Below are 15,951 nucleotides of genomic sequence, written 5' to 3'. Positions count from 1 at the left end.
AGACAGGGAGCTGCCGCCCATCGGGCGGCAGAAAACAGCGATGAAAAATGCATTCAATCTGGAAACACTGACGGCGATGAGCGCCGACGAACTGGAGCAGTACCGCGATCGGGGCAGGGAGTACCGGGTGATGCTCAACTGCGCGGTGCTGGGTCAACTGGCGCTGCCGGAAGGCTGGCGCGTGGTGGCGGAAGAGGGCTGCGAGTTCTGCGGGCGCGTGCCGGTGGTATGCCGGATAAGCCCGGCAGGGGATGAGGCGACAGCGCTCTACTTGTGCAGTGCGGGCGCGGAGGTGCCGAACTGGTCAATGACGCTGCCGTTTGAAGGCGGTCAGTCGCTGGCGTGGCTGTACCTGGATGAGCATTACACCCCGGCCACGGTCAACCGGGTGCTGCATACCGTGGCCGGCTATTACCGGCGGGGTTTCTGGCGGCCGGAAAAGCTGGCAGTCGCGTTGCGGATGGGAGGGCATTGCCTGTGATCCCAAATCATCTCGCTCTGGTGCCGTGGCACCCGTATCTGCAGGCCGTCTGGCAGGCCATCGCGCAGGTCGAAGCCCGGCGTGAAACGGGCAGACGGTTGCCCGTCTACCCATATGCTACGGCGTTTTTCCGCCAGTTAACAGGACGGCCCACACTTTCAGCCAAGGATCTTCGCATGATTGATGTAACCTACCGGCCCGGCGACCGCCGCCGTGCCACGCGCAAAGAAGACTATATGGACGCGCTCGACACCCTTATCGCCAGCAGGGGCGAGCACTGTTATTCTCCGTTGCCGGGCGACACCCGCGACACGTTGTTTCCAGAAGTGAACCGCCGCCGCCGTCAGCGGTTCGAGCATCGGCTGACGATGAAACACACCCGGCAGGCGCGCATCGATGACAACATCCGACAACATAAACGGCGTCGTTACCAGGTGCGGAAAGCACAGGCGGAGATAGAGCTTGCGTTCATCACTCCGGGGGAACTTAATCGCTGGGTACGCCGTGCTAAGCAACAGGGAATAGCGGATTGTGACTTGTTCGGGTTGGTACAGGCGTGGACGAGCCGATTCCCATGCCTTGCCGAACTGGATTGCTACCTCTGGTCAGCGAGGCCATTCTGGGAAAATTGTCTACAGGTCAGTCTGATCAACGGCGATCTATCCGCTGCTGACAGGGCTGATAATGATGCCCGAATTCCCAATCGCCTGATGTGCTGCTACCCGACTGTAAGAAGCGGTTAGCGACACAATAACAAGTTACGGGCATTTGATTGTGATGCCTAAGTAAAGGTAATGTAGTGAATATCGAGAGTTAGTAAAATAAATTATTTTGGAGATTAATATGCTTGGGTTTATTGCGATAGTTTTGATGATGTCATGTGCTATTGTTTTCCTGACAAAACAGGCAAAAAATGGTGCGTTTCAAAAGATTCATAAACATTTAAGCGCAATATGCAATGCTAGTTTGTTGTATTCTGGGCTGATTTTTATCTTGGTATCTATTGTATTTAACATGTTTTATGGAGCGGAATTTACACCAGCGGAACCTCTGAACTCGCCTTTTTCAAACGTTGTTAGTGGAATGGGTGAGATGGCCTCTCAGTTGTCCAGTGTATTGATGTATTTGGGCGTTTTTTGTTCGGTCGTTTCCTTCCCATTGAAACTATTGATGAATAGGGATGGCGGTAGCGGTGATTAGGCTGCTGTTGTCAATAAACTCATCGATTATTAATAAGGAAATAATATTATGAAATTAATCATGATTTGGTGGATTTTGAGCCTCGGAGCATACGAATTATTGGAAATACTGCTTCGGGATAAGGTGCCTGTTATTGCTCGCTCCAGTGATACGTGGCAATCATGGGCATTTCCGGTGATAGTGTCAGTCGTAGTGATAGCCTTTTGTGAATTGATATCAATGCGTAAATCAAGGTAAGGACCGGTGTTTTAACGGGCCAAAAAAGAAAGCAGAATAATAACAAGGCGCCTGGCGGCGCCTTTTTCTTGCCTGCTTATTAGCTTGGCCCCTTTACGTGCGTTATGAATCATATCCGCTCGGTGCTATGTCCATTCATTAGTGTAAGCGATTCGCTGTGTGGTTAATCCGTGGGGTAGCATCGGGCCTTTTCTTGGTTGGATTCGGCGTTTCCCATGTTTTGAATATGGTGCTAACAGCTGCAAACAACAATACGCCAGCTGGCGCTTCCTTCGGTGGCCGGTCGCAAGCGCCCAGCCCTCGAGCCCTACTCGACTAGTCGCCCGCGCGCGGGCGTCAAGTCTCGCCGAACCCGCATAGCGGTTTCGGGCCTGCCGGCTAAGGTCTGAAAGCCAGGGGCAACAACCTGCGCTTGCAGCCGGCTATGCCGGCGCCACTTTCACTGTTCGCCGCTGTGCCGGCGATCGCTAAGGGCGCCCCGGCTTTTCGCCGTGTCGGGTGTGTTCCTGCTCATCTCACCGGTGGTTATCTCTCATCGGCCCTTACGCGGCCGCTTTTGTAGCACCGTCGCCCGGTTGCCCGCAAGGGTGAAGTGCACGCCGCAAGCGGCGCCCTTGCTGTCACCCGTTCGCCGTCGCTACGTCAGCTTTTTGCCGCGCAAGGTTCCGACGAGAGATAGATAACCCACCCAGGAAGGAGAACAGCATGAACACACAGAACGTCAACATCAACGTCAACACCGCCACGAAGGAACACTCTGGGAGATATGGGGAAAACCACCCTAACAGAGGAGAAAAAACGATGTATCAAACCGAAATCAGCACTGAAAACCGCATGGCGTGGGATGCAAGTACCGAGGCCGCTTATTGGCAGCTGAGGGAGCAAGAAGCACGCACAGAAGTCGTGGAGATCACCCTGACGGAGTTTATGGACGCGATCGCGGTGTTGTACCCGAAAGACTGGGAGGGAGATGCACATAGCGAAACTTTCAAGCTGGCCGAAATGTACTGCGGGGACGTTACCTACATTTTCGCCAAAGTCGGCGATCGCTATTTTAAGTTCCGTGACGTGGTGACGTTATCGCACAGCGCCATTTTGGCGCGGATCAATAAGGAGGTGCTCAGCCGGGAAACGAAGACCCAGAAATGAAAAAAGCAGCGTTTCCGCTGCTTCCTCATGCCGGTTTACCCCTCAGAAAGTTAGACCGGCGTTCTATCAAACTACATGGAATCTCAACCATGAAATCAACAGACCCAAGCATCATGACAGTAACCGACGAGTATGTAAAGCGCCTGCAGGCTGAGTGCGAGCAGGTGAAACGCCAGCGGCGGATCGCGCGCGGCGATATAGCCGCCGCCGACGTCGATCCGGATCTGCGGTCGTTCGGGCGTCATATCGCCGGATGTGTTCGCAAGGGCAAATCGGTACGGGTGCCGTCGATGCGGGGCAGTGAGTGGGGGCACGTTCTGCGTGCGCTGGAGTTAACGCGGGCGATGGCCTGATAACGCGAGCCGCCCCGTTTTTCGGGGCGGCTATTCACTGACCCGGAGGTAAATATAGTGTCGCAACTCTCTTTTGATGACCTGTTTTCCGTACCCGTCGATGCGTTATGCCCGGCGGAAAAGAACGCCAGGGTTGATGAGGCACAACAACCAAAACCTGCCGTACTCGTACCGACCCGGAACCGGATAATCACCGGCGATGATCCGCGTAAGGCATTTCTGTCCACGTTCCGCGAAACGGCGCGTAATCACCATCGCTACGAAGTGTTCAGCGATTTTGTGAAGTTGGCAGCCTGCGCGTTGGAGAATGCATGTTTAAAGTCGCCGGATATCGAGGCGGAGTATATGGCCACAATACAGCGCTATGAGAAGGCAGACGCGCAGCGCATGGCGCAGCTGCTTTCGTTGCTGGTCATCGGGCTGGATCAGGGCATGGGGGATTTTCTCGGCTCGCTGTTTATGGAACTCGAACTGGGCAGCGGCAACATCGGCCAGTTTTTCACGCCGTTTCATCTCTCCGAGCTGATGGCGGGACTGGTGGCCGGTGATCGGCTGGCGGCGTTGGATACAGAGCCGTATATCACGCTGTCCGAACCGACCTGCGGTGCGGGCGGAATGGTGATCGCGTTTGCCAAAGTGATGCTGGCGCGGGGCTATAACCCGCAAACGCAGCTGCGCGCCGACTGCGTGGACATCGATCCGGTGGCGGCGCGGATGTGTTACATCCAGCTGTCGCTGCTGGGTATCCCGGCGCGCGTGGTGATCGGCAACAGCCTGACACTGAAGTATCAGCGCGAGATGTATACGCCGTTTTGGTATCGCGTGACGTCTACGCGCTGGCCAATGTATCGATAATAACCGAGGGAGGAGGGCAGGGCGATCCTGCCCGATAATGCATGGCAGAAAACGACACGCTGCCGTTACCGGGCGAATTTACCGATCGGGGCGGGAATACTGGGCGTTTTATGACGACGCCGTGTGCTACCTGGGAACGGAGGAGGGCACGACGCCCTATTTCCGGTGGCGGTGACTCCGGTCAGCACCGCGCGGTAAAAGACGAACAGAAAGAATGGCCGGCGCCTGCGGCACCGGCCATTCTTTCTCTTCTCGCACGCTGTCACAAAGACCTGGTGCCGGTTTTTATACCTCTCCCTTTCCGGCTGCCAGTATTTCTGGGGTGAATCGGGTTTCCGCATGATGCCTGGGCGTGCCCTTCGGGCCCGGCTGTCGTGCTGCGCAGGGAGCCGGCACGCCGTCTCCCCCCTGACGGGCTTCCATCCGTCACGCGATGGGCACGCTTGCAGCCGGCGATGCCGGCGCCGCTTTTCACTGTCCCTCGCCCTGGCGAGGAACGCTAAGGGCGCCCCGGCTTGTCGCCGTGTCGGCCGTGTTCCTCCTCGTTGAGTTTCCGGTGCGCCATCGGACGGCCGTTCCACGGCGGAGGGCTGTTCGTAGCACCGTCGCGTCACCCCGCAAGGGGTTAAATGCACTTCACCGAAAACTTTTTCCAGGTAAAAACTTTTCGTCTCGCCCCTTGCGTGTCTCCTTACGCCGTTGCTCCGTCGCCCTTTGCCGCCAGGGAACTCACCGAACGATGGAATAACCACCAGAGAGGAGCAAGAGCAGGATGAACACGCAAAACGTCAACACCGCCACCAGAGAATCTTCCAAACGATGGGCAGGAAAATATCCCGACGCGGAAAACATCATGATCCGTCAACTGGCATTGATGGAGGAATTACACGGCGTGTATTTGTCCCCTGACGAACTGGCGCAATCGCTGTATGAAATTTTTAACACGATGACGGATCGGGTGGTGTTTAACGGCGTCGATAACTCGCCGTCAGATAAACCGAAAATTGCGTATGCCGTCGCGCAACATTGGATTAAGGCGCAGCGTCTGGCCGGTGCCTATTTTGGCGAGACCGGCGTCGTTGCCTGGGAACATGCGCGTTATCGGCTGCACCTTCAGCTGGCTATCAATCACTCATACCGTTAATTCATCGCCGGTCTAAAATAAGTGTCCGGCATTACTCAAAGAGCAAGGAGAATATCATGCGTCTGACTTCCCGTTTTGGCCGTTATAACGCCATCCGTAAAGATCGCCCGTTAACCAACGACGAATTAATGAACGTGGTGCCGAGCGTGTTTTCAGAAGATAAACACGATTCGCGCAGTGACCGTTATACGTATATTCCCACCATTACGCTGCTGGATAAATTACGGGAGGAAGGTTTTCAGCCGTTTTATGCCTGTCAGACCCGCGTTCGGGATGAAAGCAAACGCGGCCATACCAAACACATGCTGCGGCTGCGTCGGGAAAATATGATTGTCTCCGGCAATAAGGAAGTGCCCGAAATCGTATTATTGAACAGCCACGACGGGAGCAGCAGTTACCAAATGATCCCCGGCATGTTCCGCTATGTCTGTGCCAACGGAATGGTATTTGGCCAATCGTTCGGTGATGTTCGTGTGCCGCATAAAGGGGATGTGGTCGGGCAGGTGATTGAGGGCGCGTATGAAGTGCTCGGCATATTTGACCGCGTCGATAATGACCTCGATACCATGAAATGCATTTCACTGTCAGAGCGCGACCAGGAATTATTTGCGCGGGCGGCGTTAAGTTATCGCTACGAGTATGAAGATAAATCCCCAATCACGCCGTCGCAAGTTTTGCGTCCGCGTCGGCGTGAGGATTACGGCAATGATTTATGGACGACATTCCAGCGCGTGCAGGAAAACATGATTAAGGGCGGATTACCCGGTAAAAGCGCGACCGGTAAAAATACCCGGACTCGAGCGGTCAACGGTATCGATGGCGATATTAAGTTGAACCGTGCGTTATGGCTGATTGCGGATGAATTCAAAAACCGAATGAAGTAACAGGGTGCCCCGGTAATGACGCCCATCAATACCGGGGCCGAACACTGCTACAGAACGTACAGTTAACACAGCGCGGACAGTATGAAATAACGAGGTGAAAGATGCAAACGGAAAATTTACGGGTATGCAGTACGGCACATTTTACATCGGAAGATAATGAGCTGTTAACGACAATGGCAGGGCAAGCGGCTTTTAGTTCCTGGGTGGTTAACATCCGGTACGGTTATATTCTGGTGCTGACGGATTATCGTTGGCGGCTGCGGGTATTAAAGTCGCAAGGGGCATCAAAGGCGCTGAGGCGGTTTCTAATTCACCATGTTAAATATCACCGCACAGGCTACATCCATTTTGATTGTGATGCGCCCATTCTTCCAGGCTACGACGTTTTTGAGTGGTCGCGCGCTGATAAGATGCGTCCCCATCGAGGGGGCGCATCTTATTCTCCCCGCCCACCCAGCGGGAAATACATTTCCCGCTCCCGCTGCCCCAAAGGGGCGCCCAGGTTAGCCCCAAAAAACGTGACCGTTTTTTGGTGGTGTCTGTTAACTCTGCGATCCGCTTACCCACATCTACACAATCGACGTTATTTCACCTTGATCCGGTGAAATAACCGCTCCCGTTCGTTTCCCATTAGGGTGATGGGAAACTTCACTGGCTTTGTCTTATGTGCATATGTGGATAAACTACGGGTTCTGGACGAGGAGGGGTTGCTGCTTGCTGGCTTTTATCGCCCGGTAGGTTTTCTCGATTTTACTCGCATACTTGTAACGTCGTTGCGCCTGCTTTGGAGAGTCTTTGAACCCTGCATTATAAGCACCCACTGCCTGCCAGGTCGTTCCCCACTTCTTAAATGCAATCGCGAGATAATAAGCACCAGTGTAGATGTTCATGCACGGATCTTGCTTCAGGTGCCGTTCTGACACACCTATCAATGAGAGTGAGTTAAAGTGCTGTGAGTCAATTTGCATTAACCCCACGCCGTAGCCTGTTGTAGGGTTTGGGCCGATAGCCACGGGATTAAAACGTGACTCGTTCCATGAAATAGCACGTAGCAGATCCGGGTCGATACGATAATCTCGGCCTGCCATGTCAAAACAATCAGCCATAGCGGCCGTTGAACAGAATAGCATTAACGCTGCGATGATGTTCTTCATGGTGTCCTTAAAATTTCTAGCCCTGGTGAAAATCTAGCCTTTTCGGGATCTCGAGTCAACAAATTCGCGCTCTTTGGGGTAACTGCATCACACCCCACGCAAAATTGTATTTTGCAGAATTATTCATTTAAAACAGTTAGTTATTTATTTTAGGTTGTTGTTATACTTTAACATTGAAAGAAACTAGAGTCTTAAAGGACTCTAACTAGAGTCGTTATTCGAGTTTATACACAACTCTATATAGAGTTATCACTAAATTTCATATAGATAAACAGGGACGACCCTAGAGGCGAGTTGTGTGTTTACGCTTTTATAGTTATCATTAGACTCGCAATTAGAGTCGGATTTGATTCGTGCATGCTAACTCAAAATACATACAGATTATCTGTCAGCTAATAATGTCATGGAGTAAAAGTTATATGGCAAGAATTCAAGCATATGTCAGCAAAGAGGCGGTTGAAAAGATTCACGCAATTGTTGAACAGCGCCGTCAAGAAGGGGCTGCTGAAACTGAAGTAAGTACATCTAGTGTTATTTCCATGCTTCTTGAACTCGGTCTCAGAGTCTATGAGGCACAGATGGAAAGAAAAGATGACCCTTTTAATCAGACGGAGTTTAACAAAACTCTTTTGGAAAACGTATTGAAAACTCAACTTGCAATGGCAAAGGTTCTTGGTGCAAGTACTCTAGCTCCACATGTTGCAGATAAACCAAAACTCAATAACTACCAGCAAATTATTTCAGAAATAAATGAATCTGTTAATGACAAGTTAGAGCGTTTTTTTATTGGTGTTGATTCAGATAGTGCTAACGAATGAGCTATCATCAATAAATTAATTACCTCATGCCGCTTTTTGGAGTGAGGTAATTATGCTTGCTGATTTCTATTTATTTAGGCAGTCAATTATTTCAATTGCTAATCTTTTGGCATCTTCAACTTTTTTAGCTAATTTTTTCTCTTCTATTACTGAACTGTAGAATTCATTTTTGGAGGGATTTGTTCTATTTCTATGCATTTCAAGAAGATCTGAGGCTAAATCATCATCTATCGTATAGAAGTAATACTCTGGGTAATCCAATAAGTTGGCTATTTTTACTACTAAGCTGAAAGGTGGTTCTGTTCTGCCGACTTCGTAACTTGACAGTCTTGAGCTTGAATTGGCCCCTTGTATACCTACAAGTTCAGCCAACTGCTCCTGTGTATAACCATTTGATATTCTGGCATCTTTTAGTCTTTTTGGTATCATGGCCCCCTCCTTTATTATGATTTTACATAGTGTTAGGAGGTGAAAAATCCACATAATCAAGAACTGTTGATAATGTGTAGTTCATGCTGTGCTATGTTTATTTCATCATCTGATGTCTTTCATGTATCATCTTTTGACTAACCATCACTATTATTTGATCATGAGTATGCCATGAATAATACCGAGATAATAAAAAAGAATATAAATTACCTTCTTTCTTCGAGAAAGGAGACACAAGTTTCTTTGAGTGATGGTGCCGGTGTTAATCGAACTACTATATATAAGATCCTTGAAGGTAGGGTAGAGCGCGTTCAGGAAAATACTCTTCGAAAAGTAGCCGGATTCTTTGGTGTTTCATTTAAAGAAATTCAATCTGTTGATTTACAAGAAAAGGAGTTATCTAATAAGTTAGTAACCATCGATGGTAACATGAACCCGTTGGCGGTTCCGATTATTAAAGATACAACTATACTCTCTGCAGTAAATGCAAAAATTGGACGGTTAGTTATGTCGTCACCTATAACTTATTTCTTCGGTGAAGGTCCTAATGTAGTTGGAATACTTCTAACAAAAGAGATAAAAGGATACTATAATAAAGGTGATGTGATCATCGTTCGTCGTGAGGCTATCATTCATGAGGCAAATGTTCTTGTGGTTACTTCAAGCAAAAGTTTGAAGGTGATTGATGGTAGTTCGGCTCATTTAGTTGCTGAGGATGTTGTTGGTACAATAATCGAGGAAAGGTATGGAAGCGAATATAAAATATAAGCTAATTGGATTTGATATCCTCAATGGAAAAGCTAACGTTATGGTGTTGAATACTGGGCGGGTTATGTCAATGCCATACGAAAGACTACTATCTTCAGAAGTGATTGATGATTTCAACGCTAGAGAAGTGTCGGCGGTTTGTCGAAAAATATATAGCTCTGGTGAAAGTGTTAAAACTGAATATGAGTTTAAAGATAGAAATGAAAAGCAGTGGTTAACTTATGTCGCTTTTTGTTTGGTTATTAGTGTTTGTTATATATTTAGTAATATAGCTGCAGTCAAACCAGTTCATATACAATACTTTGATCTTATCATTACGCCTGGTACTTTTGTTTATCCGTTTACATTCTTAGTAGTAGATTTACTGAATGAATTTTATGGATTTAGGCTGGCAAGAAAAGCCATTTATATGTGTGTTGTTGCTAATGCGGCAATATTAGGGTTGCTTTATATTTCTCTGAAGTTACCTGTTATACCTGAATGGATATTCAATGGTCCATATAATAGCCTTATTAATCAAATACAATCAACATTTCTTGCATCAACTATAGCTTTTCTTACCTCCGAGCTGGCTAATTCATATGTGCTTTGTAAAATCAAGGAGCTGACGAATTCTCGCTACTTATATATAAGGATTCTGTCCAGTATATTTGTGGCCTCTGTTATAGATAGTGTTGTCTTTTGTTTCATAGCTTTCAGTGGTTTGATGACAAACGAACAAATAATAGGAATTATCGCTGTTCAAGTGATAATTAAGTTGGCGTATGCAATTGTTAATGTTTTTCCTGCGTATGGAGCAAGGTATCTATTTAATAAATACCTTACTCAAGAATAATATTTAATTGGTCATATAGCCTGTTTTTTTTGCAGGCTTTTTTTTATTTCTTCTTTATTTTGTACGTATTCATTAAACCCCCTCGATCGTAGAAAACATGCGTCACATTTCCCACACCCAAAACTTTTAACTCCATTGTAACAAGTTAAAGTTTCATCTCTGATGAGTTCCAAACATCCCATATTGTCTGCTAATGCCCATGTTTCAGCTTTGTTTAATGACATTAGTGGCGTTACAAACCTGATATCTCTTCCTATTCCTAAACTTACTGCGTGGTTTAACGCTTTCACAAAAACATCACGGCAGTCCGGGTATCCTGAAAAATCAGTCTCACAAACACCTGTTATTACATCTTCCGCATTTACTTGAAATGCATAGATGGCGGCAAGGGTAAGGAATACGATGTTTCTGCCAGGAACAAAAGTTGATGGTATTCCATCCGAATCAGAATTTTTGTGTTCGGGCACTTCAATCTCATTTCTAGTCAAACTACTTATTGCTAACTCATTGATTACATTAACGTCCAAAATTTTATGTGAGCTTACGTTTAGCTTCTTTGCAAGTTGCTCCGCTATTTTAATTTCTTCACTGTGGCGCTGGCCGTAGTCGAAGGTTAAACAGTGCACGGAGTCATACTCAGCGAGAGCCTTCACTAAGCACGTAGTTGAATCTTGACCTCCACTGAATACAACTACTGCTGTTTTTCCTGACATATAAACTCCTTATTATTCAATTTGATGAAATTAAAAAGCATCATATGGTGCGTTTTGTGTTGCTTTGTTGTTGAATGTATTCTACAGTTTCATTGTTTTAGTTCAATCAGTCAAACCATTGGTAGCTGTAGATGGTCATCTCGTAGAGCAAATTCATCACACTCATACCACGAGATTAAATTTTAATTGAATGATTTTTATTTGTTTTTTTTTGTATTTGACTTCAAGTGGTTACATCAAAAATAGCTTATTTTTTATCAAAATATCTTTAATTTTCATAATGTAAGGGGGTGCTGCTAACTGTTCAAATAATCTCATTTCATACTAAGCCAAGGATGTTTCTCTATTGCATCCAAAGATTTACTTCATTCAAGGATAATTTAAATGAATGCTTCATTAAGCGCTCAGGGCTCTTCTGTTGCCCAACGTCAGGGATTTTCACTTCGTAAGCTGTTTTCTCGGCAACGCGTCGTGAATTTCCTCAAGGTGATCCTGCCGTTTGCTGTACTGGCTTCGTTCTTCCCGGAAGTGGCTCTCGCCGCCGGCGGTAAGGACATGCTGCAATCCGGCGATGCCGATGTGAAGGCAACGGCAGGCTCCGGCTCAACCATGGTCAAATGGATCGTCCTGGTCGAAGTGCTGGTTGGTGCCGTGATGTATATGGCCACCAAGAACCTCAAATACCTCTCCGGCTTCATCGTGGTCTCTGTTCTGATCGCGGTGGGGATGAAAGTCGCCGGGTATTAATCGGGGGCGGTATGTCGGGAAACGATCTGAACAAATACCGTTTCCCGAAAACACTGAGAACACAAGACCGCTGGTTTGGGTTTTGTCTTGATGAATTAATCCCCGTGGCTATTACTGGCGGCTGGTTTATCTGGCAACAGAAATATATCACGGGGATTATTTTGGCGGCATTGGTGTTCTGGGCCATTCACAAAGCCAAAAAGGGGAAGGGCAGTAGCTGGCTGCGTGACCTTGCATATTGGTATTTACCGACTTCGCTCGGTAAAGGCGTCTACAAGGTGGTCCCTGAATCGTGTTTTCGGAAATGGATAAAATAGGCAGGCGATAATGGAACACTCAGCACGTCTCAACTCAAACCGTATTATTGCCATCGGCTTTATTGTCATGGCGCTGTTGATTGCTGCGCTGACGGTGGCCGTCATTATCATGGCTATCAACAACTATCGCCTGCAGAACGAGAAACAGGTGGTGGTAGTTCCCATGTTGTTCAAGGCGCCGTTCGGCGTTTCGCAAAACAGCGCTGATGCATCATATCTCGAGCAAATGGCGCTCTCCTTTGTCGCGTTACGTCTCAATGTGACCCCTGAGACGGTCAACGCCTCACATTCCACCCTGCTCATGAAGGTAAAGCCGGCGGCGCAAAACGCCCTCAAGATTGTCCTGGCCGAGGAGGCCAACCGCATTATAGCCAGCAACGTCAATGCAGCTTTCTTCCAGACCAGCGTGAAAGTCTATCCCGCCCAGGGACGTGTTGATATTCGCGGCGAGCTACGTACCTGGATCGGTGACAGCGCGCCGGAAAAAGCGCTCAAGCACTACTCCCTTTATATCGATCGCAGCGAGGGCGTGACCTGGCTGGCCAAGTTCGTTGAGGTAAACGATGAAAACTAAACGACGCTATGCGCTGATGGTTGTCGGTTTGATGGCCTGCGCCGGCGCACAGGCCGGTACGGTTAATGCGCCGGTCACTATCCCATTGCAGAACGGCAGTCAGGCGCATGTTTCACTCAGCAACAGCGAACCCAACCTGTTCAACGTTCCCGGCGATCGCGTGACGTTCGTCAGCGGCGTGGATGAAAGCCTGGTCAATTATGAGCCGGCGGCCAACGGCGGGCTGGTACTGAGTACGCTCAATAAAAAGCCGTTCAGTTTTGTGATCGAAACCGAGCGGGGCATGAACTATTCCATTCGCGCCGTCCCGCGTGCCGGTGTCGGCCGCACGTTCTCACTGGTGGGTGAGAGCCAGGGTGTTTCTGTGGCTGCCAAAGGCTGGGAAGAGGGGCAGCCCTACGAGTCCATGCTGGTCTCGCTCAACAAGTCATTGATGGAGGGCCGGTTGCCGGCCGGCTATGGGCAGATGCCGGTCACGCGGGAAGCGCTGGCCGCGCCTTACGGTTTGCGGGCACAGGCGCAGCAGGTCTGGACAGGGCATCACCTGAAGGTGGTTCGTTTTGAGGTCAGCAATCCCGGCAGCGCCAGCCAGTGGGTCAATGAGCACGACTTCTGGCAACGGGGTGTGCGGGCGGTGATGTTCGATACACCTACCCGGCAGATTATCGGCGGCGGTCGCATGAGCGTGTGGATCACCTTGTCCGAGGGAGGCCGCTGATGGCGAACATCAATGTGCTGGTCAAGCGCAAGCAATATCTCTGGCTGGGCGCGGTCGCGCTGGCGGTCGCCGCGGCCATCGGCGGCGGTTATTACTTCTCGCAGGATGCGGAGCTGGAGACACAGCACCCTGCCGAACCGGCTCCCGACCTGACCGGGGTGGTCGACAATACCTTTGACGATCGCGTGCAGCAGCATGCCATCACCCAGACTCAGGCCGCGCAGGCCGAAATTAACAAGCAGTTTACCGCCCTGCGTCAGGAAATCGACCTGCTGAACAAATCGCGTCTGGAAGATCAGAAACGCATGCAGGTGCTGGAAGACGAAAACAAGAACCTGAAACAGTTTGGCGGACCGGGGAGTCAAGCAACACCAGGGAACCCGGCCCCCGGTTCCGCCCCCTTACCGCCGCTGGTTAACGGCGTGACGCCCGAGGGCGAGCCGATGCCGACGCAGTTCCCGCCGGCACCGGGCGGCGCGGTTCCGCCGCCGACGGCGTTCTATCCGGGCAAAGGCGTCACACCGCCACCGAACGTTGACTACAAGCCTATCCCTGTGCCCGGCCGTCTCTATCGCAAGTCACTGGTGCCGCCGGAGACCGGCCCCAGGAAAAAGAAGTACCCCTATATCCCGACCGGCAGCTTCGCCAAATCCATCCTGATTGAGGGGGCGGATGCCAACGCATCGGTGACCGGGAACACGGCCACGGTGCCGATGCAGGTACGGGTGACCGGCCGGATCGAGATGCCGAACAGCAAGACCTATGACGCGACCGGCTGTTTTATCAGCATGGAAGCCTACGGCGACGTCTCCAGCGAACGTGCCATCGTGCGCACCCGCAAAATCAGCTGCATTCGCGGTGACGACATTATCGATCAGGACATCGACGGCCACGTTTCCTTTATGGGCAAGAACGGCGTCAAGGGCGAGGTGGTGATGCGCAACGGCAAGATCCTCGGCTTTGCCTGGGGCGCCGGGTTCCTTGACGGGTTGGGCGAGGGGGCCGGCCGGGCGGCGCAGCCGACCGTTGGTCTTGGGGCAACGGCCAGCATGGGCGCCGGCGATATTGCCAAATCGGCCATCGGCGGGGGGGCCAGTAAAGCCGCCTCGACGCTCAGCGACTACTACATCAAGCGAGCCGAGCAGTATCACCCGGTTATTCCGATCGGCGCCGGTAACGAAGTCACGGTGGTGTTCCAGGAAGGCTTCCAGATGAAAACCATCGAGGAAGTGGCGGCGGAAAAAGAGAGCCGTCAGCAGGGGCAGACCGAAGGGGGCGATCAGCCCAAATCCGGGCAAAGCCTGAACGGGTTCAACACCGATCAGATGCTGAACCACCTCGGCAAGCTTGATCCGGCTCAGTTCGGTCTCGGCACATCAACAACAGGAGAGCGGTGACACCATGAATAACAACGACAAACCCACTATCCGGCATTTCGATGACTTTCCCTTCATGGGGGGCGCTTCTGCAGAAATCGGGAATCGTGTCGTCTGCGGCCGAACCGGTGCGGGGAAAACGACGCTGATGCAGTCCATCGTGGATAAATACAGCGCGGATGCCGTGCAGCAGGGCATTTCTATTGCACCGACACCGCCTTCTGAGGATGAGGCCAAATCATGACTGAACGAAAAATGGCGGGGCTATATGTCTTTTTATTGCTGGCCTGGTGGGGCGGTTGGCTTGCGCTCGATATGTGGCGCATTGAGCACCTGCTGACCGATGCCGACAAGTGGGCCGATTTTCGGCGTGACATTCTCTGGTGTGCGGGATCGGCGGCGCTCTCTTTATTTTTCTTAATGACGGGTCCCAACAAAAAATCCTCTGCTTACGCACTGTCGGTATGCCTGGCACTGATAGTGCCCATCTCGGTCGCAATCGTTGCCGGGAGTTCTTTCATTCACTGGGAATTTGATGTGCCGATGTTCTTGATGATGCATACGTGCGCCGGATGGGTAATGACCCTCGTTGTACCGTTAATGACTTTTTTCTCGGCCAGGTTTTAAGGAGACTTTATGAAAACGCACATCATGAAATCACTGCTTTTACTCCCCGCCCTGGGTGGCGTGCTGCTGCTGGCCGGCTGTGCCGGCGTCAGCAGTGAATTCGGCTGTAACGCCACCACCTCCGACAGTTGCATGACCATGGAGCAGGCCAACGAGAAAGCCAAGTCGCTGGAAGAGGGCAGCGAAGCAAAGCCGGCTGCGGCCGCATTGCCTCGCCTGGCTGACGGCGACTTTGCGGCAGTGGGGCGAGATACCGGCCCCGTCCCTGTCTCAGCCGGCAGCACGTCCCGTTTGTTGCCTCGTCAGGGCGCTGCATCCCCGGCGCGGGCAGTGCCGGCGTCTCCGGCGATTGCGGCGCCGGCCGCCATCGTGACGACCGTCAGTACCTGCACGTTGCCGCGCTGTGCCGGTGTCGGCAGCACACGACCGGCCCGCCAGGCCGAGCAGACCGCGCAGCTGTGGATCGCGCCCTGGATTGACAGTCAGGACGTCTATCACCAGCCGGGCAAGGTACTGTTCGTGGTTAAACCAGCCGTCTGGGGCAAGCCCCAGTCCGTCTATTAAGGAGAGTG

The 15,951-nt window shown here is 50.8% G+C and carries 23 protein-coding genes; 20 read left to right on the top strand and 3 right to left on the bottom strand.

Going from position 1 to position 15,951, the window contains the following annotated elements:
- Nucleotides 1–40 precede the first annotated feature (40 nt).
- The 9 genes from psiB to SERRSCBI_RS25400 all read left to right on the top strand — a co-directional run bounded on the left by psiB (nt 41) and on the right by SERRSCBI_RS25400 (nt 6,908).
- A complete protein-coding gene (psiB, locus tag SERRSCBI_RS23655; protein ID WP_042785951.1) occupies nt 41–481 on the top strand; it encodes a conjugation system SOS inhibitor PsiB in 441 nt (146 codons plus the stop codon).
- Nucleotides 478–1,224 (top strand): plasmid SOS inhibition protein A, encoded by a 747-nt coding sequence (locus tag SERRSCBI_RS23650; protein ID WP_071883600.1) that lies wholly within the window; start codon nt 478–480, stop codon nt 1,222–1,224. The genes psiB and SERRSCBI_RS23650 overlap by 4 nt, the downstream gene beginning before the upstream one ends.
- A 100-nt stretch (nt 1,225–1,324) precedes the next feature.
- Complete coding sequence (locus SERRSCBI_RS24860; RefSeq protein ID WP_156965132.1) at nt 1,325–1,681, top strand: hypothetical protein; 357 nt, start codon at nt 1,325–1,327, stop codon at nt 1,679–1,681.
- A gap of 942 nt (nt 1,682–2,623) precedes the next feature.
- Nucleotides 2,624–3,067 (top strand): hypothetical protein, encoded by a 444-nt coding sequence (locus tag SERRSCBI_RS23645; protein WP_232230797.1) that lies wholly within the window; start codon nt 2,624–2,626, stop codon nt 3,065–3,067.
- Between the two features lie 89 nt (nt 3,068–3,156).
- Nucleotides 3,157–3,420: a hypothetical protein gene (locus tag SERRSCBI_RS23640; protein WP_042785950.1), complete on the top strand. Its 264-nt coding sequence runs from the start codon at nt 3,157–3,159 to the stop codon at nt 3,418–3,420.
- A 57-nt stretch (nt 3,421–3,477) separates the two neighbouring features.
- Nucleotides 3,478–4,275 (top strand): N-6 DNA methylase, encoded by a 798-nt coding sequence (locus tag SERRSCBI_RS23635; protein WP_049866738.1) that lies wholly within the window; start codon nt 3,478–3,480, stop codon nt 4,273–4,275.
- 772 nt (nt 4,276–5,047) lie between these two features.
- Complete coding sequence (locus SERRSCBI_RS23630; RefSeq protein ID WP_042785948.1) at nt 5,048–5,419, top strand: hypothetical protein; 372 nt, start codon at nt 5,048–5,050, stop codon at nt 5,417–5,419.
- Nucleotides 5,420–5,475: 56 nt separating this feature from the next.
- On the top strand, nt 5,476–6,303 hold the full coding sequence (locus SERRSCBI_RS23625) for a DUF932 domain-containing protein (RefSeq protein WP_042785947.1): 828 nt from the start codon (nt 5,476–5,478) through the stop codon (nt 6,301–6,303).
- A gap of 101 nt (nt 6,304–6,404) precedes the next feature.
- Complete coding sequence (locus tag SERRSCBI_RS25400) at nt 6,405–6,908, top strand: DUF5983 family protein (protein WP_369795944.1); 504 nt, start codon at nt 6,405–6,407, stop codon at nt 6,906–6,908.
- A 78-nt stretch (nt 6,909–6,986) separates the two neighbouring features.
- On the opposite strand, the gene SERRSCBI_RS23620 is transcribed toward SERRSCBI_RS25400, so the two are convergent.
- The gene (locus tag SERRSCBI_RS23620) at nt 6,987–7,457 is read right to left on the bottom strand and encodes a transglycosylase SLT domain-containing protein (protein WP_042785946.1); all 471 of its coding nucleotides are present in this window, start codon (nt 7,455–7,457) and stop codon (nt 6,987–6,989) included.
- 419 nt (nt 7,458–7,876) lie between these two features.
- Between SERRSCBI_RS23620 and traM the strand changes: the two genes are divergently transcribed.
- On the top strand, nt 7,877–8,275 hold the full coding sequence (gene traM / locus SERRSCBI_RS23615; RefSeq protein WP_042785944.1) for a conjugal transfer relaxosome DNA-binding protein TraM: 399 nt from the start codon (nt 7,877–7,879) through the stop codon (nt 8,273–8,275).
- Between the two features lie 66 nt (nt 8,276–8,341).
- Here the strand turns inward: traM and SERRSCBI_RS24465 are convergent, their stop codons facing one another.
- Complete coding sequence (locus SERRSCBI_RS24465; protein WP_051623995.1) at nt 8,342–8,704, bottom strand: helix-turn-helix domain-containing protein; 363 nt, start codon at nt 8,702–8,704, stop codon at nt 8,342–8,344.
- A 171-nt stretch (nt 8,705–8,875) separates the two neighbouring features.
- Here SERRSCBI_RS24465 and SERRSCBI_RS23610 point away from each other — a divergent pair, with 171 nt between their 5' ends.
- Together SERRSCBI_RS23610 and SERRSCBI_RS24460 are read left to right on the top strand one after the other, a co-directional pair.
- Complete coding sequence (locus tag SERRSCBI_RS23610; RefSeq protein WP_042785942.1) at nt 8,876–9,472, top strand: helix-turn-helix transcriptional regulator; 597 nt, start codon at nt 8,876–8,878, stop codon at nt 9,470–9,472.
- The gene (locus tag SERRSCBI_RS24460; RefSeq protein WP_051623994.1) at nt 9,450–10,307 is read left to right on the top strand and encodes a queuosine precursor transporter; all 858 of its coding nucleotides are present in this window, start codon (nt 9,450–9,452) and stop codon (nt 10,305–10,307) included. Before SERRSCBI_RS23610 ends, SERRSCBI_RS24460 begins: the two co-directional genes overlap by 23 nt.
- A gap of 11 nt (nt 10,308–10,318) precedes the next feature.
- On the opposite strand, the gene queC is transcribed toward SERRSCBI_RS24460, so the two are convergent.
- Complete coding sequence (gene queC / locus SERRSCBI_RS24455) at nt 10,319–11,020, bottom strand: 7-cyano-7-deazaguanine synthase QueC (protein WP_042785941.1); 702 nt, start codon at nt 11,018–11,020, stop codon at nt 10,319–10,321.
- Between the two features lie 384 nt (nt 11,021–11,404).
- On the opposite strand from queC, the gene traA reads away from it, so the two are divergent.
- Genes traA through traV form a run of 8 tightly spaced genes read left to right on the top strand, consistent with a single transcriptional unit; the run spans nt 11,405 to nt 15,943 of the window.
- Nucleotides 11,405–11,767, top strand: a complete 363-nt coding sequence (gene traA / locus SERRSCBI_RS23600) for a type IV conjugative transfer system pilin TraA (RefSeq protein WP_042785940.1) — start codon at nt 11,405–11,407, stop codon at nt 11,765–11,767.
- Nucleotides 11,768–11,778: 11 nt separating this feature from the next.
- Nucleotides 11,779–12,084, top strand: coding sequence for a type IV conjugative transfer system protein TraL (gene traL, locus SERRSCBI_RS23595; protein ID WP_042785939.1), 306 nt, complete (start codon nt 11,779–11,781; stop codon nt 12,082–12,084).
- A 10-nt stretch (nt 12,085–12,094) separates the two neighbouring features.
- Complete coding sequence (traE, locus tag SERRSCBI_RS23590) at nt 12,095–12,658, top strand: type IV conjugative transfer system protein TraE (RefSeq protein WP_042785938.1); 564 nt, start codon at nt 12,095–12,097, stop codon at nt 12,656–12,658.
- The gene (traK, locus tag SERRSCBI_RS23585; RefSeq protein ID WP_042785936.1) at nt 12,648–13,376 is read left to right on the top strand and encodes a type-F conjugative transfer system secretin TraK; all 729 of its coding nucleotides are present in this window, start codon (nt 12,648–12,650) and stop codon (nt 13,374–13,376) included. The genes traE and traK overlap by 11 nt, the downstream gene beginning before the upstream one ends.
- Nucleotides 13,376–14,773: an F-type conjugal transfer pilus assembly protein TraB gene (gene traB / locus SERRSCBI_RS23580; protein WP_042785935.1), complete on the top strand. Its 1,398-nt coding sequence runs from the start codon at nt 13,376–13,378 to the stop codon at nt 14,771–14,773. The genes traK and traB overlap by 1 nt, the downstream gene beginning before the upstream one ends.
- Before the next feature lie 4 nt (nt 14,774–14,777).
- Nucleotides 14,778–14,996 (top strand): hypothetical protein, encoded by a 219-nt coding sequence (locus SERRSCBI_RS23575; RefSeq protein WP_042785934.1) that lies wholly within the window; start codon nt 14,778–14,780, stop codon nt 14,994–14,996.
- Nucleotides 14,993–15,379, top strand: a complete 387-nt coding sequence (locus tag SERRSCBI_RS23570; protein WP_042785933.1) for a hypothetical protein — start codon at nt 14,993–14,995, stop codon at nt 15,377–15,379. The genes SERRSCBI_RS23575 and SERRSCBI_RS23570 overlap by 4 nt, the downstream gene beginning before the upstream one ends.
- A gap of 9 nt (nt 15,380–15,388) precedes the next feature.
- On the top strand, nt 15,389–15,943 hold the full coding sequence (gene traV / locus SERRSCBI_RS23565) for a type IV conjugative transfer system lipoprotein TraV (protein ID WP_235463418.1): 555 nt from the start codon (nt 15,389–15,391) through the stop codon (nt 15,941–15,943).
- Nucleotides 15,944–15,951 lie beyond the last annotated feature (8 nt).

This window comes from Serratia sp. SCBI, from assembly GCF_000747565.1.
In the GTDB taxonomy this organism is placed as follows: domain Bacteria; phylum Pseudomonadota; class Gammaproteobacteria; order Enterobacterales; family Enterobacteriaceae; genus Serratia; species Serratia ureilytica.
This window is presented reverse-complemented; position numbering and strand designations above follow the sequence as displayed.

Bases quoted from the DNA above. Each gene is read 5' to 3' on its own strand.
- psiB (WP_042785951.1), top strand. From the start codon at position 41: ATGAAAAATGCATTCAATCTGGAAACACTGACGGCGATGAGCGCCGAC.
- SERRSCBI_RS24860 (WP_156965132.1), top strand. From the start codon at position 1,325: ATGCTTGGGTTTATTGCGATAGTTTTGATGATGTCATGTGCTATTGTT.
- SERRSCBI_RS23645 (WP_232230797.1), top strand. From the start codon at position 2,624: ATGAACACACAGAACGTCAACATCAACGTCAACACCGCCACGAAGGAA.
- SERRSCBI_RS23640 (WP_042785950.1), top strand. From the start codon at position 3,157: ATGAAATCAACAGACCCAAGCATCATGACAGTAACCGACGAGTATGTA.
- SERRSCBI_RS23630 (WP_042785948.1), top strand. From the start codon at position 5,048: ATGAACACGCAAAACGTCAACACCGCCACCAGAGAATCTTCCAAACGA.
- SERRSCBI_RS23625 (WP_042785947.1), top strand. From the start codon at position 5,476: ATGCGTCTGACTTCCCGTTTTGGCCGTTATAACGCCATCCGTAAAGAT.
- SERRSCBI_RS25400 (WP_369795944.1), top strand. From the start codon at position 6,405: ATGCAAACGGAAAATTTACGGGTATGCAGTACGGCACATTTTACATCG.
- SERRSCBI_RS23620 (WP_042785946.1), bottom strand. From the start codon at position 7,457: ATGAAGAACATCATCGCAGCGTTAATGCTATTCTGTTCAACGGCCGCT.
- traM (WP_042785944.1), top strand. From the start codon at position 7,877: ATGGCAAGAATTCAAGCATATGTCAGCAAAGAGGCGGTTGAAAAGATT.
- SERRSCBI_RS24465 (WP_051623995.1), bottom strand. From the start codon at position 8,704: ATGATACCAAAAAGACTAAAAGATGCCAGAATATCAAATGGTTATACA.
- SERRSCBI_RS23610 (WP_042785942.1), top strand. From the start codon at position 8,876: ATGAATAATACCGAGATAATAAAAAAGAATATAAATTACCTTCTTTCT.
- SERRSCBI_RS24460 (WP_051623994.1), top strand. From the start codon at position 9,450: ATGGAAGCGAATATAAAATATAAGCTAATTGGATTTGATATCCTCAAT.
- queC (WP_042785941.1), bottom strand. From the start codon at position 11,020: ATGTCAGGAAAAACAGCAGTAGTTGTATTCAGTGGAGGTCAAGATTCA.
- traA (WP_042785940.1), top strand. From the start codon at position 11,405: ATGAATGCTTCATTAAGCGCTCAGGGCTCTTCTGTTGCCCAACGTCAG.
- traL (WP_042785939.1), top strand. From the start codon at position 11,779: ATGTCGGGAAACGATCTGAACAAATACCGTTTCCCGAAAACACTGAGA.
- traE (WP_042785938.1), top strand. From the start codon at position 12,095: ATGGAACACTCAGCACGTCTCAACTCAAACCGTATTATTGCCATCGGC.
- traK (WP_042785936.1), top strand. From the start codon at position 12,648: ATGAAAACTAAACGACGCTATGCGCTGATGGTTGTCGGTTTGATGGCC.
- traB (WP_042785935.1), top strand. From the start codon at position 13,376: ATGGCGAACATCAATGTGCTGGTCAAGCGCAAGCAATATCTCTGGCTG.
- SERRSCBI_RS23575 (WP_042785934.1), top strand. From the start codon at position 14,778: ATGAATAACAACGACAAACCCACTATCCGGCATTTCGATGACTTTCCC.
- SERRSCBI_RS23570 (WP_042785933.1), top strand. From the start codon at position 14,993: ATGACTGAACGAAAAATGGCGGGGCTATATGTCTTTTTATTGCTGGCC.
- traV (WP_235463418.1), top strand. From the start codon at position 15,389: ATGAAAACGCACATCATGAAATCACTGCTTTTACTCCCCGCCCTGGGT.